Genomic DNA, 24,788 nt, shown 5'->3' on the forward strand with positions numbered 1-24,788 from the left:
TCCACCGTGGACGGTCTGTTCTGGAACATCCAGCTGGCCAACTACTACGCCGCCCTGGAAACCACGGCGGCGGCGGTGGCCGTGCTGATCCTGATCTCCAGCCTCGATGACCTGTTCATCGATGTCTGGTACTGGGTACGCGAGAGCTGGCGCGCGCTCACGATCAAGCGCCGCGATGCCTACCGGCCGCTGACCCAGGACGACCTGCTGCAGCGCCCGCAGCAGCCGCTGGCGATCATGGTGCCGGCGTGGATGGAGTACGACGTCATCGCGCAGATGGTGGAGAACATGATCAACGTGCTCGATTACCGCGAGTACGTCGTGTTCGTCGGCACCTATCCCAACGACCAGCAGACCATCGATGAGGTCGAGCGCATGCGTCGCCGCTACAAGCGCCTGCGCCGCGTGGAAGTGCCGCACGACGGGCCGACCAGCAAGGCCGACTGCCTGAACTGGCTGATCCTGGCGATCTTCGACTACGAGAAGCGCCACGACATCGAGTTCGCCGGGGTGATCCTGCACGATAGCGAGGACGTGCTGCATCCGATGGAACTGCGCTTCTACAACTACCTGCTGCCGCGCAAGGACATGATCCAGCTGCCGGTCACCTCGCTGGACCGCGAGTGGTATGAGCTGGTTGCCGGTGTCTACATGGACGAATTCGCCGAATGGCACGCCAAGGATCTGGTCGTGCGTGAAAGTGTTTCCGGCATGGTGCCATCGGCGGGCGTCGGTACCTGCTTCTCGCGGCGCGCGCTGCTGGCGCTGAGCGCGCAGACCGACAACCAGCCCTTCAACACCGACAGCCTCACCGAGGACTATGACGTCGGTGCGCGGCTGGCGGCGATGGGCATGCAGTCGATCTTCGCCCGCTTCCCGGTGCAGTTCCGCGTGCGTCGCCCGTCCTGGTTCGGCTGGGGGCCGGTGCGCGAGCGCACCCAGCAGATGGCGCTGTGCGTGCGCGAGTACTTCCCCGACAACTTCCGTGCCTCGTACCGGCAGAAGGCGCGCTGGGTGCTGGGCATCGGCCTGCAGAGCTGGGAGTCGCTGGGCTGGCGCGGCTCGCTGGCCACCAAGTACCTGCTGGCGCGCGACCGCAAGGGCATCATCACCTCGTTCGTCAGCATCATTGCCTACCTCATCTTCCTGCAGCTGCTGCTGTTCTGGCTGCTGAAGATGTCCGGGGTGTGGACGATGCAGTTCCCCAGCGTGTTCCAGGCTGGCACCTGGCAGATGACGGTGGCGCTGCTGACCACCGCAGCGCTGGCCACCCGCGTCGTGCAGCGCTTCTACTTCGTCAACCGGCTGTACGGCTGGGAGCATGCCTTGATGTCGATCCCGCGAATGGTGGTCGGCAACATGATCAATTTCATGGCCACCGCGCGTGCGTGGAAGGTGTTCCTGGCTTACCTGCTGTTCGGCAAGCGCATGGTCTGGGACAAGACCATGCACGACTTCCCGGATGCGGCGCAGCTGGTGCAGACGCGCAAGCAGCTTGGCGAGCTGTTGACCACCTGGCAGGCGGTGGAGCCGGAGCGCCTGCAGCAGGCGCTGGACCAGCAGCATGCCGGCCGGCAGCAGCCACTGGGCCGCATCCTGCTCACCCAGGGTTGGCTGGATGATGAAACGCTGGCCGAGGCGATCGCCTTCCAGGGCGACCTGCCTCGTGCGGTGATCGACGTGGACTACCTGCGCGCCTGCCACTTCCCGGTCAGTGCCGATGCCTGCGTGCAATGGCGCATGTTGCCGCTGCCACCGCGCCAGCAGGGCACCTTGCGGCTGGCCGTGGCCAGCCCATTGCCCGAAGAAGCGTTGGCACTGCTGAAGCAGGAAACCCGCAGCGAGCACATCGAACAGAGCATTGCCCGCGAAAGCGAAATCAACGCAGGCCTGCGCCTGATCGGCGGCGACCGGCACTGGCAGCTGGACAACGTGCCCCTGCTGGGCGACCTGCTGGTGGAGATGCGCCTGATCGACCACGCGCGCTTCGAGATCGCATTGGACGCGTACAAGCCGCAGCGCGACGGCCGCATCGGCGATTATCTGGTCAAGCAGGGCATCACCACCGAAGACGCCGTGGCCCAGGCCATGCAGGAACAGCGCCGGCGTGCGGCCGCGCTGCAGTCGCCGCCTCCCGGAGCCTTGCCGGCATGAAGACCACGCTGCTGTCCTCCGTCATTGCCGTGGCACTGGCCACGGCGGCCGCGCCGGTGCTGGCCCAGGCCGATGCAGCACTGCCGTTGTCCGGTGCGGCCTACCGCGTCGCCGAGCAGGCGTTTGCCGCCTATGAGCGCGGTGACTACCCGGCGGCTTACCGGCAGTCCACCGAAGCGATCCGGCTTCGCCCGGACGTGGTGCGGCTGCGCCTGTTGCAGATCTATGCGCTGCAGAAACTGGGGCGGGGTGCCGAGGCCCAGCAGCAGGCACGTCGTGCACTGGATGCGGGGTTGAAGGATCCGGCGTTGCCGGCGCTGGCCGCTGCCACCGCTGCGCGCAGCACGCCCCCGGATGCCAGGAGCGGGCGTGCACCTTCCCCACCGCGTGTGGCTGGCAGCGGCGCAGACCGCGCCAGGCAGCAGGCCTACGCGCTGGCCACCGACGCCTACGCCGCTTATGACGCCGGGCGGATGGGAGAGGCAGCCAGCAAGGCCGAGCAGGCCTTCCGGCAGCAGCCAACGCAGGGCGCCTGGGCGATGCTGTGGGTGGCCGCGCTGGAGGCACAGCAGCAGCCCGAACAGGCCGACGCCGCCATTGCCACCGCGCTGCAGCTGGGCGCGCCGAATGTCGAGGCATTGCGCGCACGGCGCGTGGCGCTGGATCGACAGCGCGCGCTGGTGCAGGCCCAGCAGGCGTACCGGTCGCTGTCCACGCAGGGTGATGCCGCGGCCGTTGCGCAGGCACGTGCCGCTGTCGAGCTGGCACCGGAGGTGGCGACGTACCGGTTGCTGCTGATTACCGCGCAGCTGCAGCAGGGGCAGCTGGCCGACGCCGAGCGCAGTGCCGACCAGGCGTTGCAGGCCGACGGCCAGGATCTCAATGCGCGGGTGATGCGCGGCTACCTGCGCCAGCGCCAGGGCAACAGCCTGCTCGCCAACGAGGACTTCGACGCCGCGCTCGCCATGCCGGGCTCAACGACGCAGCAGCGCAACGTGCGCCTGCTGGCGGTGGATGCGGCCCTGGCCGCTGGGGATCGCGCACGTGCGGCTGCACTGCTGGCGCCGCTGCGCGCGGCATTGCCAGCAGATGCCAGCGATGCACGCGCGCAGCAGCTGCTGCAGCAGGGCATCGAGCAGCGCGCCAAGGCGGTCCGTTCCAGTCGCGAGCGTCCGCGCATGAGCGCGCAGACCTATCCGGCGCCGTTCCAGCACTGCCAGTCTGGCGACAGCGGCAACCGTTGCGAGTTGATGCCGGCCGACCTGCAGGGCGACGGTGGTGCCGCACAGCGTGCCTACGCGGCCTACGCGCGCCGGGACTATGCCGAGGCCATCGGCGAGGCGCGGCAGGCCGTGCAGCTCGCACCGGAGGACGCGAGCCTGCAGGGGCTGCTGACCACCACGCTGGCGGCAGGCAACCGCAGCCAGCAGGACGAAGCACGGCAGCGCCTGGATGCGGCGCTGGCACAGCGCCCTGACGATGCGGAGGCGCTGATGCAGCGCGGCTACCTCAACCAGAATGCGCACGAGCCGGCGCGCGCACTGGCCGACTTCCGTGCCGCCGAGGCCACCGGCAGGGCACCAAAGGGCGTGGTGCTTGACCAGGCCTACGCCAGCGCGGCCAACGGCGATCACCCGCAGGCGGTGACCCTGCTGCGGACGGCCATTGATCGTGCCGATGCCGGCGAGCTGCCACTGGATGCGCACCAGCGCTACAACGTGCGCAATGCCATCGCCAACTATTCGCGCGAGTGGGGCGTGATCGCCTCGGCCGGCTTCCGTGGCGCGCGCCAGGCGGCGACCAATGTCGGCGGCGCGGCGATCAGTACGCCGGGTGATTCGGTGTTCAGCACGCTTGAAGCGTTCTGGCGCCCGCCGGCTTTCAATGACCAGCACGGCACGCTGGAGCTTTACGCGCGGCTGCTCAACACCCTGTACGACCAGGGTGGCACCTACGAGTCGATCCGCGCCGTGGACCCGTGCACCGGCGAATCGACGCCCGATGCACGCGCGCGCGCCGAACGGCTCAGCCGCTCGCGTTCCACCACCGGCTGGCCGTCCACCATCGCCTCGTTCGGCCTGCGCTACGCCTTCGGCCAGACCGGCCTGAGCGCCGGCATCGAGCGTCGCCAGTTCCTCGGCAGCGCCACCCGCACGGGCGATGTCTACCCCGCTTCGGCGGCCGTGCAATGCAGCCTGCAGCTGGCCCGCAACCCGCCACTGGAAGCCAGCACACTGGCCCGCTACCGCCTGGCCAGCGGTTCCGGTGGCTGGATGTCCTACCTGACCTACGGCTATTACCACGGCACCGACCTGCGCACCGACGTCAACCAGTGGTGGATGGTCAGTGGCTACGCGCAGGGCGGTTACACGTGGGATGACAACAGCGCGCATTTCACCCTCGACGCACTCGATGCCAATGGCACGCCGGTGCGCCGGGTGGGCGATGCCAACGGGCGCCTGCATCGCGAACAGTGGTTCGCTGCCGGTGAACTGCGTGCCGGCCGCAGCTTCCGCTTTGGTGCCGGGCAGACCCACTGGGTGGTCACGCCGTATGTGGTGGTGGGGGCGGACTGGCTGGACCAGCGCTCGCGCGTGCGCGACATCCGCTACCCGCTGTTCCCGGCGCAGTCGTTCGCACTCAACGATACGCAGCGCAGCTGGTCACTCGGCGCAGGGCCGGGCGTGGGCGTGCGCTACTGGTTCCGCGAAGACCACTACAACACGCCGCGTTCCTACCTGGACCTGACCGTGCAGTACCGCTTCGCGATCGGCGGCGGTGATACGCAGCGCGCCAAGGGCCTGTTCGCCACCGCCATCCTCTCCTACTGAGGCAGGCCCCAACGTCGTCGCAGCGCCGCGGCCTGCGGCGTGTCCTGGGTCAGCCACGGCTCCAGTGCATAGACCAGCACGTGCTGCGCACCGCTGTCGTGCGCCCACGCCAGCTGCCGCTGGATGCGCGCGGCATCTGCGGTTTCGCCCTTGAACGCGCTGCCGTCGGCGGGGCTGCCGGGCAGTTCGCGGAACAGTTCGACGATCGCATCGAACCCGATGCCCTGTGCCCGGAAATGGCCGAGCAGCGGTTGCAGCTGCTGCACGTTGCCGGCGCCGGCCACCCCCACGCCGTCCTGCACCATCGGCCGCAGCGCGGCCCGTGCCAGCACCGCCTGCCACAGCGCGACCAGGTCGCCGTCGGTCTGCAGGCGGCTGAAGTAGCAGGAGATCGCACAGTCACCGCCGCGCGCGCTGGCGGCCTGCGCCAGCCCGTGCAGCCACTGCGCCAGCCATTGCTGGCGGGCCGGATCGGCCCAGTGGAACTGCTCCAGTTCGTAGGGCAGGTACCAGCCGCCGAAGGCGGGCTGCTGCGCCCACGGCGCCTGTGCCAACCAGCTGCGCGCGTGCGCCAGGCTGTCGGCCAGGAACGCCTGCAGCGTGGCGTCGTCGGCGCCGATGGCCTGCCACCAGCGTTGCTGGAAGGGCAGGCCAACGCGGATGCGGATGTCGTTCTCGCTGGCGGCGGTGAACAGCTGCTGCAGGTTGCTGTCCGGCAGCGACCAGTCGCCATCGCTGCCACCGACGATGCCGGTCCACTGCAGCACCAGCTGCCGGCAGCCCAGCGCATGGGCAAGCTTCAAGGAACGTTGCCAGTCGGCTGGCCCCCACTGCAGATGGCTGCGCCAGGGCTGCAGGAAGGTGCCATCCACCTGCACCGGCAGCGAACAGCCGGGCAGGGTGGCGAGCGTAGCGGCGAGTGGTGCCAGCACTGCCGCGCGCAGCAACCGGCGGCGCAACGGCGAAGACGGATCCGTGGGAAGGTCGGGCCGAACCATGGCCGCATCATCCCAGAGCACCGTGGGTGGGAGGTGAACCCCGCGCCGGGTGGTGCCGGCCGCTGGCCGGCATCGTGCCCCGGGTGGCAGGTGAATCACCATCCGGTAGTGCCGGCCGCTGGCCGGCATCGCGCCCCGATTATTCCAACGCGTAGCGCAGCGCGAACAGCACCGCCACCAGCCACACCGCCGGATGCACTTCGCGCCAGCGGCCGGTGCCGGCCTTCAGCGCCGCATACGCGATGAAGCCAAACGCCAGGCCATTCGCGATGGAGTAGGTGAACGGCATCGCCAGGGCACACAGTGCGGCCGGCACCGATTCGGTCAGGTCGCTCCAGTCCACGTCCACCAGTTCGCGCAGCATCAGGCCGGCCACGAACAGCAGCGCCGGTGCGGTGGCATAGCCGGGCACCATCGCCGCCAGCGGCGAGAACAGCAGTGCGGCCAGGAACAGTGCCGACACCACCAGTGCAGTCAGGCCGGTGCGGCCGCCCACCTGCACGCCCGAGGCGCTTTCAGCGAACGCGGTAGTGCTGCTGGTGCCCAGCAGCGAACCGGCCACGATCGCCGTGCTGTCGGCCAGCAGCGCGCGGCCGAAACGCTTCTGCGCGCCCGGCAGTTTCAGCAGTCCGGCGCGACCGACCACGCCATACAGGGTGCCGGTGGCATCGAACACTTCCACCAGCACGAACACCAGCACCACCTGCAGCAACACGGCGATCGGCGCGCCACCGTTGTGGTGCAGCAGGCCCGGCAGGTCCAGCTGCAGGAAGGTCGGCGCCAGGCTCGGCGGCAGCGAGACCAGGCCCTGGTACTGCACGTCGCCCAATGCCCAGCCCGCGCCCGTCACCGCCAGGATCCCGATCAGGATCGCGCCACGGATACGGCGCGCTTCCAGCACCGCGATCAGCAGGAAGCCGGCCAGTGCCAGCAGCGGCGGCGCCGTATTCAACGGGCCCAGCGCCACCAGCGTGTCTTCATTGCCGACGATCACGCCGGACTTCTGCAGCGCGATGATCGCCAGGAACAGGCCGATGCCGGCCACGATCGCCGAACGCAGCGAGGCCGGGATGCCCGACACCAGCCACGCCCGCACACCGGTCAGCGACAGCACCAGGAACACCAGGCCGGAGATGAATACCGCGCCCAGTGCCTGCTGCCACGGCAGGCCGGCGGCACCGACCACGGTGAAGGCGAAGAACGCGTTCAGGCCCATGCCCGGTGCCATGCCGACCGGGAAGTTGGCCGCCAGCGCCATCACCGCCGAACCCAGCGCCGCGGCCAGGCAGGTGGCCACGAACACCGCACCCGCATCCATGCCGGTGGTGCCGAGGATTTCCGGGTTGACGAAGACGATGTAGGACATCGTCAGGAAGGTGGTGACACCGGCCAGCAGCTCGGTGCGCACGGTGGTGCCGTGCTGCTGCAGCTGGAACAGGCGTTCGAACAGGGACATGGGGCGTCTCGCAACAATAAGGTGTCACGACCAACGGTCGTGACCTACCCGAATGCAGAACGGCCGCGCAGAGCGCGGCCGTTCTTCCTTTCTTACTTCAGCGCCTTGAAGCGCAGGCGCTTCGGCGCGGCATCGTCGCCCATGCGACGCTTCTTGTCTTCCTCGTACTCGCGGTAGTTGCCCTGGAAGAACTCCACGTGCGAGTCGCCTTCGAAAGCGATGATGTGCGTGGCGATGCGGTCCAGGAACCAGCGGTCGTGCGAGATCACGAAGGTGTTGCCCGGGAACTCCAGCAGCGCGTCTTCCAGCGCACGCAGCGTTTCGATGTCCAGGTCGTTGGACGGTTCGTCGAGCAGCAGCACGTTGCCGCCCTGCAGCAGGGTCTTGGCCATGTGCAGGCGGCCACGCTCACCACCGGACAGCGAGCCGACCATCTTCTGCTGGTCCTGGCCCTTGAAGTTGAAGCGGCCGATGTAGGCGCGCGACTGGATCTCGATGCCGTTGATGTTGAGGATGTCCAGGCCACCGGCGATTTCCTGGAAGACGTTGTGGTTGCCTTCCAGCTTGTCGCGGCTCTGGTCCACGTAGGACAGCTGCACGGTCGGGCCGATCACGATCTCGCCCGAATCCGGCTTCTCCTGGCCGGTGATCATCTTGAACAGCGTCGACTTGCCGGCGCCGTTCGGGCCGATGATGCCGACGATCGCGCCCGGCGGAATCAGCATCGACAGGTTGTCGATCAGCAGGCGGTCGCCGAACTTCTTGGAGACGTTCTTGAACTCCATCACCATGTTGCCCAGGCGCTCGCCCGGCGGGATGAAGATTTCGTTGGTCTCGTTGCGCTTCTGGTAATCCTGCGACTGCAGCTCTTCCAGGCGGGCCAGACGGGCCTTGCCCTTGGAGCGGCCGCCCTTGGCGTTCTGGCGCGACCACTCCAGTTCCTTCTGGATCGCCTTCTGGCGGGCCTTTTCCTGGTTCTCTTCCTGTTTCAGGCGCTCATCCTTCTGCACCAGCCATTCGGTGTAGTTGCCCTTCCACGGAATGCCGCGGCCGCGGTCCAGTTCCAGGATCCACTCGGCGGCGTTGTCCAGGAAGTAGCGATCGTGGGTGACCGCCACCACGGTGCCGGTATAGCGCGCCAGGAACTGTTCCAGCCATTCCACCGACTCGGCGTCGAGGTGGTTGGTCGGTTCGTCGAGCAGCAGCATGTCCGGCTTCTGCAGCAGCAGGCGGCACAGTGCGACGCGGCGCTTTTCACCGCCGGACAGGTTGGCGATCTTGGCATCCCACGGCGGCAGGCGCAGCGCATCGGCAGCCACGTCCAGCTGGTTTTCCAGGGTGTGCGCGTCGCCGGCGGCCAGGATCGCCTCGAGGCGCTCCTGTTCCTTGGCCAGCGCGTCGAAGTCGGCGCCTTCCTCGGCGTAGGCGGCGTACACCGCCTCCAGCGCGGCCTGGGCCTGCAGCACTTCGCCCACGCCTTCCTCGACCGACTCGCGCACGGTCTTGTTCGGGTCCAGTTCCGGTTCCTGCGCCAGGTAACCGACCTTGATGCCGGGCTGCGGGCGGGCTTCACCCTCGAAATCGGTGTCCACGCCGGCCATGATCTTCAGCACGGTGGACTTGCCGGCGCCGTTCAGGCCCAGCAGGCCGATCTTCGCGCCCGGGAAGAAGGACAGGGAAATGTCCTTGATGATCTGCCGCTTGGGCGGGACCACCTTGGACACGCGGTTCATGGTGTAGATGTATTGCGAGGACATGCGGTCTCCGTAGGCGCGGCCCTGCGCCCGACCCGTCACGGGAACATCCCGTTGCGGCAGCGGGCACAGAGTGGAATGGAATACCGCCAATTATAGCCGGAACCGGTTCCGGCCCGCGCCCGGCCGGAGCCGCGCAGGCTGGCCGTGGCCTGAATGCTCCGTCACAGTCCTGCAGCGGGAAGCGTTTCCAGCCGGAAACGGTTCAGATCGGTTGCGCAATATGGGCTCACCACCCACCCAAGCAGAGGTCTGACATGCGCATCAATCGAGTAATGGCCGGCGCCGTGGCCTCTGTGCTGGCGCTGGGCGCCGTGACCCCGGCCTTCGCCGACAACGACCATCGCCGCGACCACGACCGCCGCGAGTGGCGCGAGGATCGCCGTGAGTGGCGCCAGGACCGCCGCGACTGGGAGCGCGACCGCCGCGAGGCCCGGCGCGACTGGGAACGCGACCGCCGCGACTGGCACCGTGACCATGATCGCTACTACCGCCCGGCACCGCCGCGCGTGGTCTATCGCCCGGCCTATGGCCCGGGCTATGGCTGGAAGGTCGGCCACCGCTACCGCGACTACTACCGCGGCCCGGTCTACGTGGTGAACGACTACCCGCGCTACAACCTGCGCCGCCCGCCGTACGGCCATCAGTGGATCCGGGATGATCGCGGCAACATGCTGCTGGTGGCCATCGCCACCGGTGTGATCGCCCAGTACGTGCTCAGTCGCTGAGGATCGCGGCCGGGGTCGGATCCCTTTCCAACGGAAAGGGCTCTGACCCCACAACATCAATCGAAACCATACGGGGCCGGATTCCTTCGGGGATGCCGGCCCCGTCCGTTTCGGCCCCAGCGGGCCAGTGCGGAGCTACAATCGAGGGCTGAGCCGTACCCCTTTTCCCTGCCTGCTGGAGTACCCGATGTTCCCGCGTGACGTCCGCATCGAATCCTACGATCCCGAACTGGCCAAGGCCATCGCCGCTGAGACCCAGCGCCAGGAAGACCACGTCGAGCTGATCGCCAGCGAGAACTACACCAGCCCGGCGGTGATGGAAGCCCAGGGCAGCCAGCTGACCAACAAGTACGCCGAAGGCTACCCGGGCAAGCGCTACTACGGTGGCTGCGAATACGTGGACATCGCCGAGCAGCTGGCGATCGACCGCCTGAAGCAGCTGTTCGATGCGGACTATGCCAACGTGCAGCCGCACAGCGGTTCGCAGGCCAACCAGGCCGTGTACTTCGCCCTGCTGCAGCCGGGTGACACCATCCTCGGCATGAGCCTGGCCCACGGCGGCCACCTCACCCACGGCGCCAAGGTCAATGCCTCGGGCAAGCTGTTCAACGCCGTGCAGTACGGCGTCAACGACCAGGGCCTGATCGACTATGACGAAGTCGAGCGCCTGGCCCTGGAGCACAAGCCGAAGATGGTCGTGGCCGGCTTCTCGGCCTACTCGCAGGTGATCGACTGGGCGCGCTTCCGCGCCATCGCCGACAAGGTCGGCGCCTACCTGTTCGTCGACATGGCCCACGTCGCCGGCCTGGTCGCCGCAGGCGTCTACCCGAGCCCGCTGGAACACGCCCACGTGGTCACCTCCACCACCCACAAGACCCTGCGCGGCCCGCGCGGCGGCATCATCATCGCCAAGGGCGCCGACGAAGACCTGGTCAAGAAGCTGCAGTCGATCGTGTTCCCGGGCATCCAGGGCGGTCCGCTGATGCACGTCATCGCCGGCAAGGCCGTGGCCTTCAAGGAAGCGCTGGAGCCGGGCTTCAAGGCCTACCAGCAGCAGGTGGTGAAGAACGCCCAGGCGATGGCCAATACGCTGATCGCGCGTGGCTACAAGATCGTCTCCGGCGGCACCCAGAACCACCTGATGCTGGTGGACATGATCGGCAAGGACGTGTCCGGCAAGGACGCGGAAGCCGCGCTGGGCAAGGCCCACATCACCGTCAACAAGAACTCGGTGCCGAACGACCCGCGTTCGCCGTTCGTGACCTCGGGCCTGCGCCTGGGTACCCCGGCGGTGACCACCCGCGGTTACGTCGAGCAGGATTGCGTCGACCTGGCCAACTGGATCGCCGACGTGCTCGACGCACCGAACGATGACGCGGTCATCGCCCGCGTGCGCGACGCCGTCAGCGCGCAGTGCCGCAAGTACCCGGTCTACGGCTGATCAGGGCCGGGGTCAGAGCCCTTTCCTGGCGGAAAGGGATCGGACCCCGCCTTCCGGATCGACGCAGGGGTCGGATCCCTTCCCGCAGGGAAGGGCTCTGACCCCGGCATTGGAGTAACCGCGCATGGATGAGCGCCACCTCAAGTACCTGTACACCGCGCTGGCGGTGCTGTTTGGCCTGCCCAGCCTGGTGATGGGCGGCGCGGCGGCGACGATGCTGCTGCTGATGGGGCTGGGCCAGTTCGGTCATGGCACGCTGGCCTCGGTGACGGTGATGCCGCTGTGGGGCCTGGCCGGCATTGCCGGTTGCCTGGCCTGGTTGTGGCTCAGCGCGGGTTTTCTGTTGCAGGGGCGTGCCGGGCTGCACGTGCACCGCCTCTGGTGGTGGATGCTGCTGGCGGGCGGTCTCGCCGCCTTGCCCCCGCTGGGGCTGGCGCTGTGGTGGGGCATCGCCGTGCATGCCGAAGGCATCGGCTTGTTGCTGCTGGGCCCGTCGATGCTGGTGCCGGCTGCGATGCTGGTGTGGATCAAACGCCGCGCATGACGTGGCCCATGGAAGGAAATCGAACGCATGGATGAGCGTCTGCACAGACGCTGGATGGCGATCGCCGGCCTGCTGGTGGGCCTGCCCACCGTGGCAGCAGGCGGCACGGGTGCCGTGCTGGGGCTGATGGTCGTATGGGACGGCAAGTACCTGACGGGCGACGAGCACACGTGGTTGCTGCTGTGGTCGTCGGCTGGAATCATCGGCCTGCTGTCGTGGTTGTGGCTGAGCGGCCTGTTCCTGTGGCGCGGTGTTGCCGGCCTGCGCCAATCACCGGTTGTCGCCTGGGTCGGCCTTGCGCTGGGGGTGCTGGCCGCGTTGGCCGTGGTCGCCGCCGCGTTGTACTTCACCTTCAAGCATGGGGAAATCTCGACCCTGGCCTTCCTTGGGTTCGGCCCGCCGCTGCTGGTGATGGCCGGGCACCTGGCGTGGCTGCGCTGGGCACGCGCGGCCCCGGTGCCGTCGGCACCTGGTTGAACGTCTGGTCCTGCTGACCTCACTGGACGCTCTGGTTGGCCGAAATGCAGGTACTTCCGCGCAGACAGCATTTGCCGCTGCGCCCTTTCTCAGGTACCTTTGCGACGCTGCCATGACCGTGGCAATAGGTACTTTCCTGAGCCAGGCGTTCCATGCACTGCCCCTTCTGCCAACATGCCGATACCCGGGTCATCGACTCGCGCGTCTCTGAAGACGGCGCGACGATCCGTCGTCGGCGTGAATGTGAAGCCTGCGGCGAGCGCTTCAGCACCCTGGAAACGGTCGAACTGAAGCTGCCGGCCATCGTCAAGAGCGATGGCACCCGCGAGGCGTTCGACCAGCGCAAGGTCCGCGCTGGCTTCGACCGCGCGCTGCAGAAGCGTGCGGTGGCCGAAGACAAGATCGAAGCAGCGGTGCGTGCGGTGGTTCACCAGCTGCGCATCAGCGGCGAGCGCGAAGTGCCCTCGATCAAGGTCGGCGAGTTCGTGATGAACGAACTGCGCAAGCTCGATCATGTCGGCTACGTGCGCTTCGCTTCGGTCTACCGCAGCTTCGAGGACGTGGCCGATTTCCGCGAGGAGATCGAGAAGCTCGAGCGCGACCTGCCGTCCAGTACCGAACAGCTGCAGCTGCTGGGCGATGTGATCGCCCTGACCAAGAAGAAGAAGGGCTGACTGCCTCTGCCTTGGGGGTGCCAACCTTGGTGGGCACCGGTGGCCGCATTCACTGGTGGGTGCCAACCGTTGGTTGGCACTGACGGCATGGATCAACACCGGCGGCGTTACCATGGCTGCATGACCACTTCGTTCTCCGTCCTCGACCACCTGCACATGGCCAACGCGCTGCGCCTGGCCGAGCGTGCCGCCTATACCACCCGCCCCAATCCGATGGTCGGCTGCGTGATCGCCCACGGCGAACGCGTGGTCGGGCAGGGCTGGCACCAGCGCGCCGGTGGCCCGCATGCGGAAGTGTTCGCCCTGCGCGAGGCCGGCGGCGAAGCACGCGGTGCCACCGCCTACGTCACCCTGGAACCCTGCGCCCACTACGGGCGCACGCCACCGTGTGCGCTGGCCTTGATCGAAGCCGGCGTGTCGCGCGTGGTCGCGGCGATGCGCGATCCGTTCCCGAAGGTCGATGGCGGTGGGTTCGATCTGCTGCGCAATGCCGGCATCGACGTCGCCGAAGGGCTGATGGCGGCGCAGGCGCGCGAGCTCAACAAGGGCTTCCTGTCGCGCGTGGAGCGCAATCGGCCGTGGCTGCGGGTGAAGCTGGCCGCCAGCCTGGATGGCCGTACCGCGATGGCCGATGGCAGTTCCAAGTGGATCACCGGGCCGGCCGCGCGCGAGGACGTGCAGCACTGGCGCGCGCGCGCCGGTGCGATCCTGACCGGCGGCGACACGGTGCTGGCCGACGACCCGATGCTGACCGTGCGCCTGGCCGATACCGAAGTGATGGCACCACTGCGTGTGGTGCTGGATTCGCGCCTGCGCTCGCTCGAATGCAGCCGCGTGCGCGAGGGCGGGGCACCGACGCTGTACCTGCACGCTGCGGCGGTGAGCGCGCCGGATGCGGCCGATGCCGAATTCGCCAGCGTGCCCAGCGCAGAGGGGCGGTTGGACCTGGGCGCGGTGCTGGCGCTGCTGGCCGAGCGCGGCATCAACGAAGTGCACACCGAAGCCGGCGCGACATTGGCCGGTGCGCTGCTGCGCGGTGGCTGGGTCGATGAGCTTCTGCTCTATCAGGCGCCCACGCTGCTGGGCGACAACGGCCGCCCGCTGCTGGCTGGCCTCGGCATCGATGCCATGGACCAGCAGCGTCGCCTGCGCGTGGTTGACCAGCGCCAGGTCGGCGAGGACATCCGGCTGCTGCTGCGCCCATGAAGGAATGACGCAGAGCAGGGGCTACGCCCATGGCGTCAGGCCGCTTCGTCGTCTTCTTCGCCAACGGGGCATTGGCCTTTCCACTGCTGCTTCCACAGCACATGCAGGTCGCGGCAGTACGCGCCGAGCGCCTCGCCCGGCAGTTGCCTCGCCTTGAACCGCAACTGGCGACGCGTAAAACCGTCGTCGTACTCATCCGGCAGTACCAGCACGGCACACTGATCGTGATACATCAGGAAATCGCGGCAGTGGTCGTCATTGCTCATCCACGCATCCAGGTGCCTGTCGCTCAGCTGCGTTGACTCGAAGGCGACCGAGGGTTGGACGATGATGATCTTCGTGGCTTTGAACCTGGACGCTTCGGCCTGCCAGCACACCATCAGCGCCAGCAACATGAGCGCGGTCGACGTCATACGGTGTTTCATGCGGTTGCCCTGGTGGAAGAGGGCAACAGCATTGACCATGCAGGCCGCGCAGGGCCATGCAAGGGTTCTGAAAATGCAGTTGCCCTTGCCGTCGGCAACGCTGGGCAGCGCGTAGGCTCGGCGTTACATCCCGCTCACGCGCATTCGTCGGTCCACATCATCTCGGCGATCGGGCGCAGTGCCTTGCATTCCTGCGTCATGTCTTCGGCTGACTTCACCTTGGCCTTGGCCTTCAGTTCCTCGGTCATGGCATCCACGCCACTGATCTGGTCCGGCGCGATCTTCGCCACGCAGGCGCGGTGCTGCTGCAGCAGCAGGTCACAGCCGGGTACGCCGGTCACCTTCGGTGCGCTGGCCGCCTGCGCGTCCTGCATCCAGTCCTCGAACGGTGCCAGCGCGCCGGTCACGGTACCCACCAGATCGTCGAAGTTGCCGCTGTACCAGTAGCCGTTGTCCTTGGCCGGGTACAGGGTGAAGGTGCCGCTGACCGGCACGCGCGCACCGCTCTGCAGCGCCTGGGTGTAGGCGTCGGTGAACTGCCTGCGCGCGGCCGGGCTGGCGTCGGCTGCAAGGCTGGCGGCGAACAGCGGGCGCACCTTGCCGAGGTCGGGCACCTGGCAGCTGAAAGTGATGCGCGCCAGCTTCTGGTCTTCCACGTACTCGTTGTCTTCAATCACGCTCTTGCTGGCGCGGCACTTCGAATCACGCAGGGCCTTGGCATACAGCGCTTCGGTGGCGGCCGCGTCGGCCTTTGCGCCGGTGCTGGCTAGTACGACCTGCCACGGTTCGGCCAGCGCCTTGGCCAGCGCACCCGGGTTCGGGGTCACCGCGTCCTGGCCTTCGAACGCCGGCTTCAGTGCATCGTTGAGCGCGCGGGTCGCCACGGCGTCATCTTCCAGCAGCACGCGTGCGTACAGGTCGAAAGCCTGTTCGGGCGTCAGCGTGGCGGGGGCTGCGCCGGCCAGCAGCGGGGCCGCCAGCAGGGCGCTGGCCAGCAGGGTACGCAAGGGAGTCTTCATGACGGTGTTTCCTGTTCCAGAGGCGCGCAAGCGTAGCGCATCTTTGCGCAGGCCCGATGGTGCCCTGTGGCCGCCTGCCGGCGCGCGCGGGCCCAAAAAAAAACGGGCCCCTTGCGGGGCCCGTTCGATCGCACGACGAGGAGCGATCGGTAAATCAGAAGCTGGCGCGGACGCCGACCGAGTACTGGGTGACGTCGCGGTAGCCGGCGATCTCGCCCACTACACCCCAGGTCTTGGTGAAGTTGACCTGGCCGCCGACGGTACCGACCCAGGTGCCCTTGTAGTTGTTGCCGCCATCCATGTAACCGGCCTTGGCCCAGGCTTCGGTCATGCGCGACGGCTTGCCACGGATACCCATGGTGACGCGGCCCAGGTTGGTGTGGTCCTTGCCGTGGTAACGCACGCCGTCGTAGCGCAGGGTCGATTCGGCGTTCTGGCGCACCCAGGCGGCATCGGCGGTGAAGTCCAGGCGGTCGGTCCACGGCATGTGGTAGCCGATACCCAGCTCCGGCTGGTTCAGTTCCAGCTTCAGCGAGTCTTCGCCGTAGTGGCGGGTCTTGCTGGTGCGCGACCAGCCACCGAACACGTAAACCTGCTCGGCCAGCGCGACCGAGCCGCGCAGGTAGCCGCCGTCGACCTTCGGGTCGTCCAGCACGTTGTCGTCAACCTGGACCTGGGTCCAGCCGCCTTCCACGTAGGTGTAGCTCAGGGCGTCGGCCGAAGCCGAGAACGGAGCAGCGGCCAGCAGGGCGGCCACGATCAGGATCTTGCGCATGGGAATTCCTGTGAATTTCAGTCCATTGGCGGGCCTGCCCTCGCGGCTGCCCGTGGCGACCTCATGTCGTCCGCTGCGGATTTTAATGAAAGTTTTACAAAATGCGAGAGACGGCCGTCACAAGCTGGTCTGGCTTGGCCGGGGTCAGAGCCCTTTCCTGCGGAAAGGGATCCGACCCCGGTCATCAGAATGCGAGCGGGCCTGCATCGGGGTCGGATCCGTTTTCCGTCGGAAAACGGCTCTGACCCCTCCGCGATTTCGAGGGACCCGGGGTCAGAGCCCTTTCCGGGGCGGAAAGGGATCCGACCCCGGTCATCCCGACCCCGTTCAGCACGGGCTGGTACACTAGCCGCGCCGGTTCGCCGGTACACAAACGTCTTCAGGGCGGGGTGCAATTCCCCACCGGCGGTAGGTGCGCAAGCACGAGCCCGCGAGCGCCCCGGCCCACTGCCGGGGGTCAGCAGATCCGGTCCAATGCCGGAGCCGACGGTCATAGTCCGGATGAAAGAAGACGGTGCCACAGGGCCTTCGCGGCCCTGCGCCCGCCTGTTTGCCTTGCGGCGTTTTTCGCTCACTTTTCGCGGAGAACGTTACTTGTTTACTGGAATCATCGAAGGCGTCGGCCGTCTGGCCGCACGCGAATCCATCGGCGGCGATGTCCGCTTCACCTTCAATGTCGGGAATCTGCCGTTCGACAACGTGCAGATGGGCGAGAGCATCGCCATCAACGGCGTCTGCCTCACCGTCATCGCGTTCGACGCCAGCAGCTTCCAGGCCGATGCCTCCACCGAGACCCTGGGCCTGACCACGCTGGGCCAGTTGGGCGAAGGGGCGGTCATCAACCTGGAGCGCGCCATGCGCCCGACCGACCGCCTGGGCGGCCATCTGGTCAGCGGCCACGTCGACGGCCTCGGCCAGGTGCTGTCCATCCATGACGACGCGCGGGCCCAGCGCTGGCGTTTCGCCGCGCCGGCCTCGCTGCGCCGCTATATCGCCAAGAAGGGCTCGATCTGCGTTGACGGCGTCAGCCTCACCGTCAACGAAGTGGACGACGACGGTTTTGAAGTCGCCCTGATCCCGCACACCGTGGCGAACACCGCCTTCTCCGCCACCGGCGTGGGCAGCGCGGTCAATCTGGAAATCGATCTGGTGGCCCGTTACGTCGAGCGATTGATGGGTGTGCCGAGCAACGGTCAGCACCCACAGGGAGACGCAGCATGAACTTCGCCCCGATTCCGGAAATCCTGGAAGACATCCGCCTGGGCCGCATGGTGGTCATCGTCGATGACGAAGACCGCGAGAACGAAGGCGACCTGATCATGGCCGCCGAGCTGGTCAAGCCGTCGGACATCAACTTCATGGTCACCCACGGCCGCGGCCTGGTGTGCCTGCCGCTGACCCGCAGCCGCGCCGCCGACCTCGGCCTGGCGCCGATGGTGCAGGCCAATACCGCCCAGTTCCAGACCAACTTCACGGTCAGCATCGAGGCCGCCGAGGGCGTCACCACCGGCATTTCGGCGCATGACCGCGCGCATACCATCCGCACCGCGGTAAAGCCCAATGCCAAGCCGTCGGACCTGCACCAGCCGGGCCACATCTTCCCGCTGATCGCCCAGCCGGGCGGCGTGCTGACCCGCGCCGGCCACACCGAAGCCGGCGTCGACCTGGCCATGCTCGCCGGGCTGGAACCGGCCGGCGTGCTGGTGGAAATCCTGAACCCGGATGGCAGCATGGCGCGCCGCCCGGAGCTTGAAGTGTTCGCCCGCGAGCACGGCCTGAAGATGGGCTCCATCGCCGATCTGATCGCCTACCGCCTGGCCACCGAAAAGACCGTCGAGCGCGTGGACGAGCGCGAGATCGACACCGAATTCGGTCCGTTCAAGCTGGTGACCTACCGTGACCGCATCGCCCACGACCTGCACTTCGCGCTGGTTCGTGGCACGCCGGATGCGGACACCCCGACCCTGGTGCGCGTGCAGGTGGAAAACCCGCTGGCCGACCTGCTGCACTGGCGCCGCGACGACTTCGGCGTGGCGGCCACCGATGCCCTGCGCGCGATCGATGCCGAGGGCGCTGGCGTGATGGTGGTGCTGTCGGCCCCGCGCGATGGCGAAGCCCTGCTGGCCCGCCTGCGCCAGCAGCCGGCGCCGGTGGTGCCGGGCAAGGACAAGGATGTGGGCCAGTGGCGCCGCAACGGTGCCGGTGCACAGATCCTGTCTGACCTGGGCCTGGGCAAGCTGCGGGTGCTGGGCACCCCGCGCCGCCAGGTTGGCCTGGCCGGTTACGGCCTGGAAGTGGTGGAGACGGTCACCCTGTAATGGGGGATTGCCGGCCAGCGGCCGGCACTACCGGTGGGTGCCGACCCCATGCCACCGGTGGGTGCCGACCGTTGGTCGGCACACCCTGCGGGCCCCCGCCAGCCACGGCCGGGGCCCATCCACGCTAGAATTACTCCCTTATCGAGTCCCCAAGCCGCATATGAGCCACTACGAAGGCGATCTTCGCACTCCCGAGTCGGCGCGCTTCGCCATCCTGGCCAGCCGCTGGAACGCCCGCATCACCGACGCGCTGGTCGCAGGCGCGCGCCTGAGCCTGGCCGGCAACGGCATCACCGAAGCCAACATCGACGTGATCCGCGTGCCGGGTGCCTGGGAACTGCCGCTGGTGGCCGCGCGCCTGGCCGCCGCCCATGAACACGCCGCCATCCTCACCCTGGGCTGCGTGATCCGTGGCGACACCCGCCACTACGAACACGTGGCCGACCGCTGCGCCGAAGGCCTGATGCGCGTGCAGCTGGATTTCGGCGTGCCGGTGCTGAACGGCGTGCTGGCGGTGGAACGCGTTGAAGACGCCGAGGCCCGCGCAGGCGGCAGCCACGGCAACAAGGGCGAGGAAGTCGCACTCGCCGCACTGGAAATGGTCAATCTGCTGGAGCAACTGCCATGAACAAGAACACCCAGGGCAAGCCCTCCGGTAAACCCGTCCGCCGCGATGGCGTCGATCCGGTGCTGCGCTCGCGCGCCCGCCGTCGTGCCGTGCAGGCCATCTACGCCTGGCAGATCTCCGGCGGCAACGCACAGTCGCTGATCGCCCAGTTCGCCCACGAGCAGGCCCGTGAAATCGCTGACCTGGCGTACTTCGAGGCGCTGCTGCACGGCGTGCTCGACAACCGTCGTGACATCGATGAAGCGCTCGGCCCGTACCTGGACCGTGACATCGAGGAAGTGGACGCGATCGAACGCGCGGTGCTGCGCCTGGCCGCCTACGAGCTGCGCTACCGCCTGGACGTGCCATACCGCGTGGTGATCAACGAAGCGATCGAATCGGCCAAGCGCTTCGGTTCCGAACACGGCCACACCTACGTCAACGGCGTGCTGGATCGTGCCGCCGTGGAATGGCGCAAGGTCGAATCGGGTCACTGACCCACCTGTGGTAGTGCCGGCCGCTGGCCGGCAGCTGCAGGGATCCTGAGGTTGCCGGCCAGCGGCCGGCACTACCGCCCACCGCGCCTTGCGCGGCACGTACAACAGCGGGAACGCCCCATGTCCCTGGCCGAATTCGCCCTCATCGACCGCATCCGCGCCCGCACCCTCGAGCGCGACGACATCCTGCTCGGCATCGGTGACGACGCCGCGCTGCTGCAGCCGCGTGCCAACGAGCAACTGGTGGTCACCGCCGATACGCTCAACAGCGGCGTGCACTTCCCGGTTGAGACGCCTGCCTTCGACATCGGCTGGAAGACCCTGGCGGTCAACCTGTCGGACCTGGCCGCGATGGGCGCGCGCCCGGCATGGTGCACGCTGGCACTGTCACTGCCGGAAGCGTCTGAAGATTGGATCGAGGCCTTTGCCGATGGCTTCTTCGCCCTGGCCGACCAGCACGACATCGCGCTGATCGGTGGCGACACCACGCGCGGTCCGCTGTCGCTGTCGGTGACCGCGATGGGCCAGGTCGGGCGTGGCCAAGCCCTGCGGCGCGACCGCGCACAGGCAGGCGATGACATCTGGATCAGTGGCACGCTGGGCGATGCCGCCGGCGCGCTGCGCCTGTGGCAACAAGGTGCGTTGAGCATCGCCACCGCCACGCTGCTGGCCGACTACGAAAGCCTGCGCCTGCGCCTGCTGCGGCCGACGCCGCGCGTGACCCTGGGCCTGCGCCTGCGGGCCTTCGCGCACGCGGCGGTGGATGTGTCCGACGGCCTGCTGGCCGACCTCGGTCATATCGCCACGCGTAGCAACGTGGCCGCGCATGTGGACGCCGATTCGCTGCCGATCTCGCACGCGCTGCGTGAGCTGCTCGGCCGCGACACTGCGCGCGACTGCGCACTGCGCGGGGGCGACGACTACGAACTGTGCTTCACCGCCGCCGCCGACCAGCGCGACGCACTGCACTACCTCGCCGAATCGCTGGACGTGCCGCTCACCCGCATCGGTCGGATTGCCGAAGGGCAGGGCGTGAATGTGGATGGCGAAGCCGCCGACGGCGGTTACCAGCACTTCGCGTAGCCGCAGCGGTACCGCCCTGCTGGGTGCCAAGCTTCGGGGGGGCAGATCCCTTTGCGCCGCAAAGGGATCTGACCCCAAGTGAAATGCATCGATGTTGCTCTGGTAGGTACCAACCTTGGTTGGCACGGATGTGTCAGTCGCCCTTGGCAACACCGTGTCGACCAAGGCCGACACCTACCAACGCGGGCTGGTTACACGTGCGGAACCGCTGCATCGAAGCGGTTGTTGCCCGGCGTGCCGGGTAGCAGCAGGAACACCAGCACCACCAGGCCCACAATCGGCACCAGCATCAGCAGGTACCACCAGCCGGAACGGTCGGTGTCATGCAGGCGGCGCACGGTCACTGCAATCATCGGCACGATGATCGCCAGCCACACCAATGCGCCCACGCCCGTCGATATCAGTGCCAGCGTGCTTGAACCGGTGTAGCCAGCAATGAAGCCCAGCACATTCGACGGTATCAGCACGATCACGACGAACAACTGGAACCACCAGAATTCACTGCGACTGGCGCGTCCGCTGAACTGTGCGTAGCGGACAAGCGGAATCATCATCTTGTGCATCTGGGCACTCCCTGAAAAGAAGTGCGCACTATTGGTGCTCCTGTGATGAGGAGCCATCGGAATCGTTGCAATTGCGCGCAGTGCGCGACTGAACTGAGCGCTACCCCGCAGTTCTCCTTGTTGGATGCTTACACTGCCCGCAACTGCACATCCACATACTCGGCCAGTCCACGGCAGGCCAGCAGCAGGCCCTCGCGCGCGCCATCGCCTATCTGCTGATCAATATCCCCGTCCACGCGTACGCGTTCGGTGGCGTGCAGCAGCTCCAGCAGGAAACTCAGCCCCGCATTGGCGCGGTCGATGCGCGCCAATGCCAGCCGCTGACCAGGCGTACGGTTGTGGCCGGGCCACGGCTGGCCATCGGCGGCATCGCCCTGGCGGATGTACTGCAGGCAGGCCTGCAGGGTGATGGCGCCAGCGCTGTTGCCGCTTTGCAGCGCAACGAAGGTGTCTTCCAGCGTGCGGGCCAGGTCATCGGGCAGGCGCGTGGCGGCCTCGCCCAAGGTGGCGAACAGGTGCGGGTAAGGGGAAGCGGTCATGGCGGCGTCCTTGTGCAAGCGGCAAGGGGCCACCCTGCTTAACAGCGGGGGTGGCGGACGGTGAGTGGTTCCAATACCGGTGGTAACACTGCGAAACGCCGGCGGGCACGAGGCCCCCACGCACCGCCCGCCATAGGTGCGCGGACAGAATGCCTGCCGACGCCACCCAACAAGGAAAGGGTGACGCCGGCAGACAAGCGTAAACAACAGTGTTACCGATCGGGATTGGAAGCCCGTGCCACCCGTTGTCGGTGGCGCTACATGATTTGCATGCCGTGCCAGGTATGCCAATGAGAAAGATTTGAAAATTCGAAAACGTTGCAGACGTTCGGCGCGCGCTTCAATGTGGCAATTGCGACATTTCCTGTAGAGTCGAGCCATGCTCGACTCAGCGCGACCTGACCGGAAAGCAGTCGAGCATGGCTCGACGCTACAATCGCGTCGATCCGGGACCGGACCTGAACGTTGTCCACGCCTGTCGCGATCATCCATTGAATGACTGCGGCAGTGATGGTGATGCTGTCGGATCGTTCTCCGTCCGTTGCCTGCATGTCCCCTCCCGAACGTTCCCACAACGCCGCCATCGATGGCCTGCGTGCACTGGCGGTGCTGGCCGTCGTCCTTTTCCACACCAACGCGACGTGGCTGCCCGGCGGCTTCACCGGTGTGGACCTGTTCTTCGTGGTATCCGGCTTCGTGATCAGCCAGTCGCTGGCCTCGCGCGCCCAAGCATCGCTGGGTGCGATGCTGCTCGATTTCTACCGGCGTCGCGTGCTGCGCCTGTTGCCGGCGCTGCTGGTGATGCTGATGGCCACTTTCGTACTGTCGGCACTGTTCATTCCCCGCGCGTGGCGCAATGAGCAGTTCGACCAGACCGGCTGGGCCGCGCTGGTCGGTTTCAGCAACATCGTGCTGGCCGGCCAGCAGGACGATTACTTCTCGCCCGGCGCTGAACTCAATCCGTTCCTGCATACCTGGACGCTGGGTGTGGAAGAGCAGTTCTACCTGGTCTTCCCGCTGTTGTTCTTCGTGTGGCTGCGCGGGCGTGAGCGCTGGCCGGGGGCGCGTTGGCTGTTGCCGGCGCTCACCATGCTGTCGCTGGCGTGGGCGGGCTGGCAGGCGCGATCGGCGCCGGCGTCGGCGTTCTATCTGCTGCCGGCGCGGTTCTGGGAGCTGGCCGCAGGTGCGCTGCTCTACCAGTGGATGCATAAACGTACGCCACGCCAGGGCAGCGACGCGGCTGCCGTGGCGGGCCTGGCGCTGCTGGCCGCGGGTGTGCTGATCGCCCCGCAGTTGGCGATGCCGGTGCCCGGCGTGCTGGCGACCGTGGCCGGTACCCTGCTGCTGTTGGCGGGCGTGTCGACAGCGGGGACATCGCGCATCGCCCGTGCGCTGGGCTGCGCACCGCTGGCCTACCTGGGTCGGCTGTCCTATTCGCTGTACCTGTGGCATTGGCCGCTGCTGGTACTGCTGCGCTGGACGTATGGTCTGCATGGCGTCGCGCTGTGGCTGTATCCGGTGCTGCTGCTGGCGGTGTCGGCCGCGTCCTACCACTTCATCGAGCGCCCGCTGCGCAGTGCGGCGCCGCTGCTGCGGCTGGCACCGGCCAAGGTGCTGGCGATGGCGTTTCCGCTGGTGGCGCTGTGCGGTGCCGGCGCCTGGGCCACGGTCGAGTACCACGAGCAGGTCTCGCTCAGCGTCACCCGCAACGGCTACGCATGGCAGGCGCGTCGCTACCCGGCGTGGCGCCCGCTGGAACCGGTGAGTGCGCCGGCGCTTGAAGGGCGGCGCCTGTTCGTGGCCGGCGACTCGCATGCGGCGGCGTATCGCACCATGACCAGCATGGTCGCGCGGCAGACCGGCATGGAGGTGCGCCAGCAGGATCGCGGCGGCTGCAGCTTCGTCAACCTGCTGCGGGCCAGCCCGGCCGACTGCCAGGACTTCATTGAAGACACGCTGTCGACCATCGAACGCGAGGCGCGCCCGGGTGACATCGTGCTGCTGGCGGCCTTGCGCATGCCGGAACTGCGTGGGTTCGACTGGCAGCGGCAGGATGCACAGCAGATCTATCAACAGCTGCTGGCCGAGCGCACGCCCGCGCATGCACAGGCTGCACGCGACGAAGCCGAACGCGTGCTGGGGCGTTTGCAGAAGCTGGGCGTACAGGTGGTGATCGACGCACCGCTGCCGCTGTTCAAGGCCGGTGCGTACCGCTGTTCAGACTGGTTCAACCGCCGCAATCCGGCGTGTGCCGGCGGTCTGAGCATGCCGCGTGCGGATCTGGAAATGCTGCGGGCGCCGCAGATGGCACTGCTGGATGACCTGGCGGCACGTTACCCGTCAATGACCGTGTGGGATCCGCTGCCGCTGCTGTGCGGGCCGCAGGCCTGTTCGGCGGTGGAAGAGGGCGAACCGTTGTTCTTCGACAACGATCACCTGAGCGGCCATGGCAACCGCGTGCTGCTGCCCAGTTTCCGGCAGACCCTGATCGATATCGCAGCCGACAAGACGGTGTAGAGCCGAGCCCACGCTCGGCTTGCGCGATCTGGTCGAAGAGCAGCCGAGCATGGCTCGGCTCCACAGGAGCGCGAAGGTGAACGACACGTTGTTGTAGAGCCGAGCCCACGCTCGGCTTGCGCACACAGCGCGGGCGTCATCGCAATCTGGTCGAAGAGCAGCCGAGCATGGCTCGGCTCTAC

23 protein-coding genes and 1 riboswitch are annotated in these 24,788 nt (G+C 67.4%); of the genes, 14 read left to right on the top strand and 9 right to left on the bottom strand.

Features of this window, described 5'->3' with window-relative positions:
• The first annotated feature begins 6 nt into the window (after positions 1 to 6).
• Both AC5P98_RS17775 and AC5P98_RS17780 read left to right on the top strand, forming a co-directional pair.
• Entirely contained in the window at positions 7 to 2,154 is a 2,148-nt protein-coding gene (locus AC5P98_RS17775; protein ID WP_049408717.1) for a glycosyl transferase family protein, read from the top strand.
• A complete protein-coding gene (locus tag AC5P98_RS17780) occupies positions 2,151 to 4,985 on the top strand; it encodes an NfrA family protein (protein ID WP_049408718.1) in 2,835 nt (944 codons plus the stop codon). Before AC5P98_RS17775 ends, AC5P98_RS17780 begins: the two co-directional genes overlap by 4 nt.
• Here the strand turns inward: AC5P98_RS17780 and AC5P98_RS17785 are convergent.
• The 3 genes from AC5P98_RS17785 to ettA form a co-directional block, all read right to left on the bottom strand.
• Complete coding sequence (locus AC5P98_RS17785; protein ID WP_230548470.1) at positions 4,979 to 5,983, bottom strand: DUF4434 domain-containing protein; 1,005 nt, start codon at positions 5,981 to 5,983, stop codon at positions 4,979 to 4,981. The two genes, AC5P98_RS17780 and AC5P98_RS17785, sit on opposite strands and share 7 nt — an antisense overlap.
• A 139-nt stretch (positions 5,984 to 6,122) precedes the next feature.
• A complete protein-coding gene (locus AC5P98_RS17790; RefSeq protein ID WP_014645912.1) occupies positions 6,123 to 7,439 on the bottom strand; it encodes an NCS2 family permease in 1,317 nt (438 codons plus the stop codon).
• Between the two features lie 92 nt (positions 7,440 to 7,531).
• The gene (gene ettA, locus AC5P98_RS17795) at positions 7,532 to 9,196 is read right to left on the bottom strand and encodes an energy-dependent translational throttle protein EttA (RefSeq protein WP_005415249.1); all 1,665 of its coding nucleotides are present in this window, start codon (positions 9,194 to 9,196) and stop codon (positions 7,532 to 7,534) included.
• Positions 9,197 to 9,450: 254 nt separating this feature from the next.
• On the opposite strand from ettA, the gene AC5P98_RS17800 reads away from it, so the two are divergent.
• From AC5P98_RS17800 to ribD, 6 genes are all read left to right on the top strand, one after another.
• Positions 9,451 to 9,921 carry an RcnB family protein gene (locus tag AC5P98_RS17800; RefSeq protein ID WP_049408719.1) on the top strand — a complete coding sequence of 157 codons (471 nt, stop codon included), beginning with the start codon at positions 9,451 to 9,453 and terminating at the stop codon, positions 9,919 to 9,921.
• Positions 9,922 to 10,108: 187 nt separating this feature from the next.
• Entirely contained in the window at positions 10,109 to 11,362 is a 1,254-nt protein-coding gene (gene glyA / locus AC5P98_RS17805) for a serine hydroxymethyltransferase (RefSeq protein ID WP_014645914.1), read from the top strand.
• 124 nt (positions 11,363 to 11,486) lie between these two features.
• Positions 11,487 to 11,906 carry a hypothetical protein gene (locus AC5P98_RS17810; RefSeq protein WP_014645915.1) on the top strand — a complete coding sequence of 140 codons (420 nt, stop codon included), beginning with the start codon at positions 11,487 to 11,489 and terminating at the stop codon, positions 11,904 to 11,906.
• Positions 11,907 to 11,933: 27 nt separating this feature from the next.
• Positions 11,934 to 12,383: a hypothetical protein gene (locus AC5P98_RS17815; RefSeq protein ID WP_049407593.1), complete on the top strand. Its 450-nt coding sequence runs from the start codon at positions 11,934 to 11,936 to the stop codon at positions 12,381 to 12,383.
• A 152-nt stretch (positions 12,384 to 12,535) separates the two neighbouring features.
• Positions 12,536 to 13,057, top strand: coding sequence for a transcriptional regulator NrdR (nrdR, locus tag AC5P98_RS17820; RefSeq protein WP_010481984.1), 522 nt, complete (start codon positions 12,536 to 12,538; stop codon positions 13,055 to 13,057).
• A gap of 120 nt (positions 13,058 to 13,177) precedes the next feature.
• Positions 13,178 to 14,263, top strand: coding sequence for a bifunctional diaminohydroxyphosphoribosylaminopyrimidine deaminase/5-amino-6-(5-phosphoribosylamino)uracil reductase RibD (ribD, locus tag AC5P98_RS17825; RefSeq protein ID WP_049407595.1), 1,086 nt, complete (start codon positions 13,178 to 13,180; stop codon positions 14,261 to 14,263).
• 35 nt (positions 14,264 to 14,298) lie between these two features.
• Here ribD and AC5P98_RS17830 read toward each other — a convergent pair whose 3' ends face one another.
• The 3 genes from AC5P98_RS17830 to AC5P98_RS17840 all read right to left on the bottom strand — a co-directional run bounded on the left by AC5P98_RS17830 (position 14,299) and on the right by AC5P98_RS17840 (position 16,482).
• A complete protein-coding gene (locus AC5P98_RS17830) occupies positions 14,299 to 14,727 on the bottom strand; it encodes a hypothetical protein (protein ID WP_080354548.1) in 429 nt (142 codons plus the stop codon).
• 95 nt (positions 14,728 to 14,822) lie between these two features.
• Positions 14,823 to 15,707: a hypothetical protein gene (locus tag AC5P98_RS17835; protein ID WP_049407597.1), complete on the bottom strand. Its 885-nt coding sequence runs from the start codon at positions 15,705 to 15,707 to the stop codon at positions 14,823 to 14,825.
• 154 nt (positions 15,708 to 15,861) lie between these two features.
• The gene (locus AC5P98_RS17840; RefSeq protein ID WP_014645920.1) at positions 15,862 to 16,482 is read right to left on the bottom strand and encodes a hypothetical protein; all 621 of its coding nucleotides are present in this window, start codon (positions 16,480 to 16,482) and stop codon (positions 15,862 to 15,864) included.
• A gap of 371 nt (positions 16,483 to 16,853) precedes the next feature.
• Positions 16,854 to 16,999, top strand: a riboswitch (FMN riboswitch).
• 77 nt (positions 17,000 to 17,076) lie between these two features.
• Here AC5P98_RS17840 and AC5P98_RS17845 point away from each other — a divergent pair.
• From AC5P98_RS17845 to thiL, 5 genes are all read left to right on the top strand, one after another.
• Complete coding sequence (locus AC5P98_RS17845; RefSeq protein ID WP_049407599.1) at positions 17,077 to 17,703, top strand: riboflavin synthase; 627 nt, start codon at positions 17,077 to 17,079, stop codon at positions 17,701 to 17,703.
• Positions 17,700 to 18,800, top strand: coding sequence for a 3,4-dihydroxy-2-butanone-4-phosphate synthase (gene ribB / locus AC5P98_RS17850; protein ID WP_014645922.1), 1,101 nt, complete (start codon positions 17,700 to 17,702; stop codon positions 18,798 to 18,800). The genes AC5P98_RS17845 and ribB overlap by 4 nt, the downstream gene beginning before the upstream one ends.
• Before the next feature lie 160 nt (positions 18,801 to 18,960).
• Positions 18,961 to 19,428, top strand: a complete 468-nt coding sequence (ribH, locus tag AC5P98_RS17855; RefSeq protein WP_005415267.1) for a 6,7-dimethyl-8-ribityllumazine synthase — start codon at positions 18,961 to 18,963, stop codon at positions 19,426 to 19,428.
• Positions 19,425 to 19,904 (top strand): transcription antitermination factor NusB, encoded by a 480-nt coding sequence (gene nusB, locus AC5P98_RS17860; protein WP_032956631.1) that lies wholly within the window; start codon positions 19,425 to 19,427, stop codon positions 19,902 to 19,904. The genes ribH and nusB overlap by 4 nt, the downstream gene beginning before the upstream one ends.
• Before the next feature lie 120 nt (positions 19,905 to 20,024).
• Positions 20,025 to 20,987 (top strand): thiamine-phosphate kinase, encoded by a 963-nt coding sequence (gene thiL / locus AC5P98_RS17865; RefSeq protein WP_046428783.1) that lies wholly within the window; start codon positions 20,025 to 20,027, stop codon positions 20,985 to 20,987.
• Between the two features lie 191 nt (positions 20,988 to 21,178).
• Here the strand turns inward: thiL and AC5P98_RS17870 are convergent, their stop codons facing one another.
• The 3 genes from AC5P98_RS17870 to AC5P98_RS17880 all read right to left on the bottom strand — a co-directional run bounded on the left by AC5P98_RS17870 (position 21,179) and on the right by AC5P98_RS17880 (position 22,640).
• Positions 21,179 to 21,550, bottom strand: coding sequence for a DUF805 domain-containing protein (locus AC5P98_RS17870; RefSeq protein ID WP_100449336.1), 372 nt, complete (start codon positions 21,548 to 21,550; stop codon positions 21,179 to 21,181).
• 128 nt (positions 21,551 to 21,678) lie between these two features.
• Positions 21,679 to 22,089 carry a hypothetical protein gene (locus AC5P98_RS17875; RefSeq protein WP_049407605.1) on the bottom strand — a complete coding sequence of 137 codons (411 nt, stop codon included), beginning with the start codon at positions 22,087 to 22,089 and terminating at the stop codon, positions 21,679 to 21,681.
• A gap of 257 nt (positions 22,090 to 22,346) precedes the next feature.
• A complete protein-coding gene (locus tag AC5P98_RS17880) occupies positions 22,347 to 22,640 on the bottom strand; it encodes a hypothetical protein (protein ID WP_162489858.1) in 294 nt (97 codons plus the stop codon).
• On the opposite strand from AC5P98_RS17880, the gene AC5P98_RS17885 reads away from it, so the two are divergent.
• A complete protein-coding gene (locus AC5P98_RS17885; RefSeq protein ID WP_049407607.1) occupies positions 22,585 to 24,606 on the top strand; it encodes an acyltransferase family protein in 2,022 nt (673 codons plus the stop codon). The genes AC5P98_RS17880 and AC5P98_RS17885 overlap by 56 nt on opposite strands.
• Positions 24,607 to 24,788: the final 182 nt, after the last annotated feature.

The sequence above is a fragment of the Stenotrophomonas sp. YJH_SMC_135 genome, from assembly GCF_059372355.1.

Coding starts and splice junctions, on each gene's coding strand:
- AC5P98_RS17780 (WP_049408718.1), top strand. CDS start 2,151: ATGAAGACCACGCTGCTGTCCTCCGTCATTGCCGTGGCACTGGCCACG.
- AC5P98_RS17785 (WP_230548470.1), bottom strand. CDS start 5,983: ATGGTTCGGCCCGACCTTCCCACGGATCCGTCTTCGCCGTTGCGCCGC.
- AC5P98_RS17790 (WP_014645912.1), bottom strand. CDS start 7,439: ATGTCCCTGTTCGAACGCCTGTTCCAGCTGCAGCAGCACGGCACCACC.
- ettA (WP_005415249.1), bottom strand. CDS start 9,196: ATGTCCTCGCAATACATCTACACCATGAACCGCGTGTCCAAGGTGGTC.
- AC5P98_RS17800 (WP_049408719.1), top strand. CDS start 9,451: ATGCGCATCAATCGAGTAATGGCCGGCGCCGTGGCCTCTGTGCTGGCG.
- glyA (WP_014645914.1), top strand. CDS start 10,109: ATGTTCCCGCGTGACGTCCGCATCGAATCCTACGATCCCGAACTGGCC.
- AC5P98_RS17810 (WP_014645915.1), top strand. CDS start 11,487: ATGGATGAGCGCCACCTCAAGTACCTGTACACCGCGCTGGCGGTGCTG.
- AC5P98_RS17815 (WP_049407593.1), top strand. CDS start 11,934: ATGGATGAGCGTCTGCACAGACGCTGGATGGCGATCGCCGGCCTGCTG.
- nrdR (WP_010481984.1), top strand. CDS start 12,536: ATGCACTGCCCCTTCTGCCAACATGCCGATACCCGGGTCATCGACTCG.
- ribD (WP_049407595.1), top strand. CDS start 13,178: ATGACCACTTCGTTCTCCGTCCTCGACCACCTGCACATGGCCAACGCG.
- AC5P98_RS17830 (WP_080354548.1), bottom strand. CDS start 14,727: ATGGTCAATGCTGTTGCCCTCTTCCACCAGGGCAACCGCATGAAACAC.
- AC5P98_RS17835 (WP_049407597.1), bottom strand. CDS start 15,707: ATGAAGACTCCCTTGCGTACCCTGCTGGCCAGCGCCCTGCTGGCGGCC.
- AC5P98_RS17840 (WP_014645920.1), bottom strand. CDS start 16,482: ATGCGCAAGATCCTGATCGTGGCCGCCCTGCTGGCCGCTGCTCCGTTC.
- ribB (WP_014645922.1), top strand. CDS start 17,700: ATGAACTTCGCCCCGATTCCGGAAATCCTGGAAGACATCCGCCTGGGC.
- ribH (WP_005415267.1), top strand. CDS start 18,961: ATGAGCCACTACGAAGGCGATCTTCGCACTCCCGAGTCGGCGCGCTTC.
- nusB (WP_032956631.1), top strand. CDS start 19,425: ATGAACAAGAACACCCAGGGCAAGCCCTCCGGTAAACCCGTCCGCCGC.
- thiL (WP_046428783.1), top strand. CDS start 20,025: ATGTCCCTGGCCGAATTCGCCCTCATCGACCGCATCCGCGCCCGCACC.
- AC5P98_RS17870 (WP_100449336.1), bottom strand. CDS start 21,550: ATGCACAAGATGATGATTCCGCTTGTCCGCTACGCACAGTTCAGCGGA.
- AC5P98_RS17875 (WP_049407605.1), bottom strand. CDS start 22,089: ATGACCGCTTCCCCTTACCCGCACCTGTTCGCCACCTTGGGCGAGGCC.
- AC5P98_RS17885 (WP_049407607.1), top strand. CDS start 22,585: ATGACTGCGGCAGTGATGGTGATGCTGTCGGATCGTTCTCCGTCCGTT.
- AC5P98_RS17880 (WP_162489858.1), bottom strand. CDS start 22,640: ATGCAGGCAACGGACGGAGAACGATCCGACAGCATCACCATCACTGCC.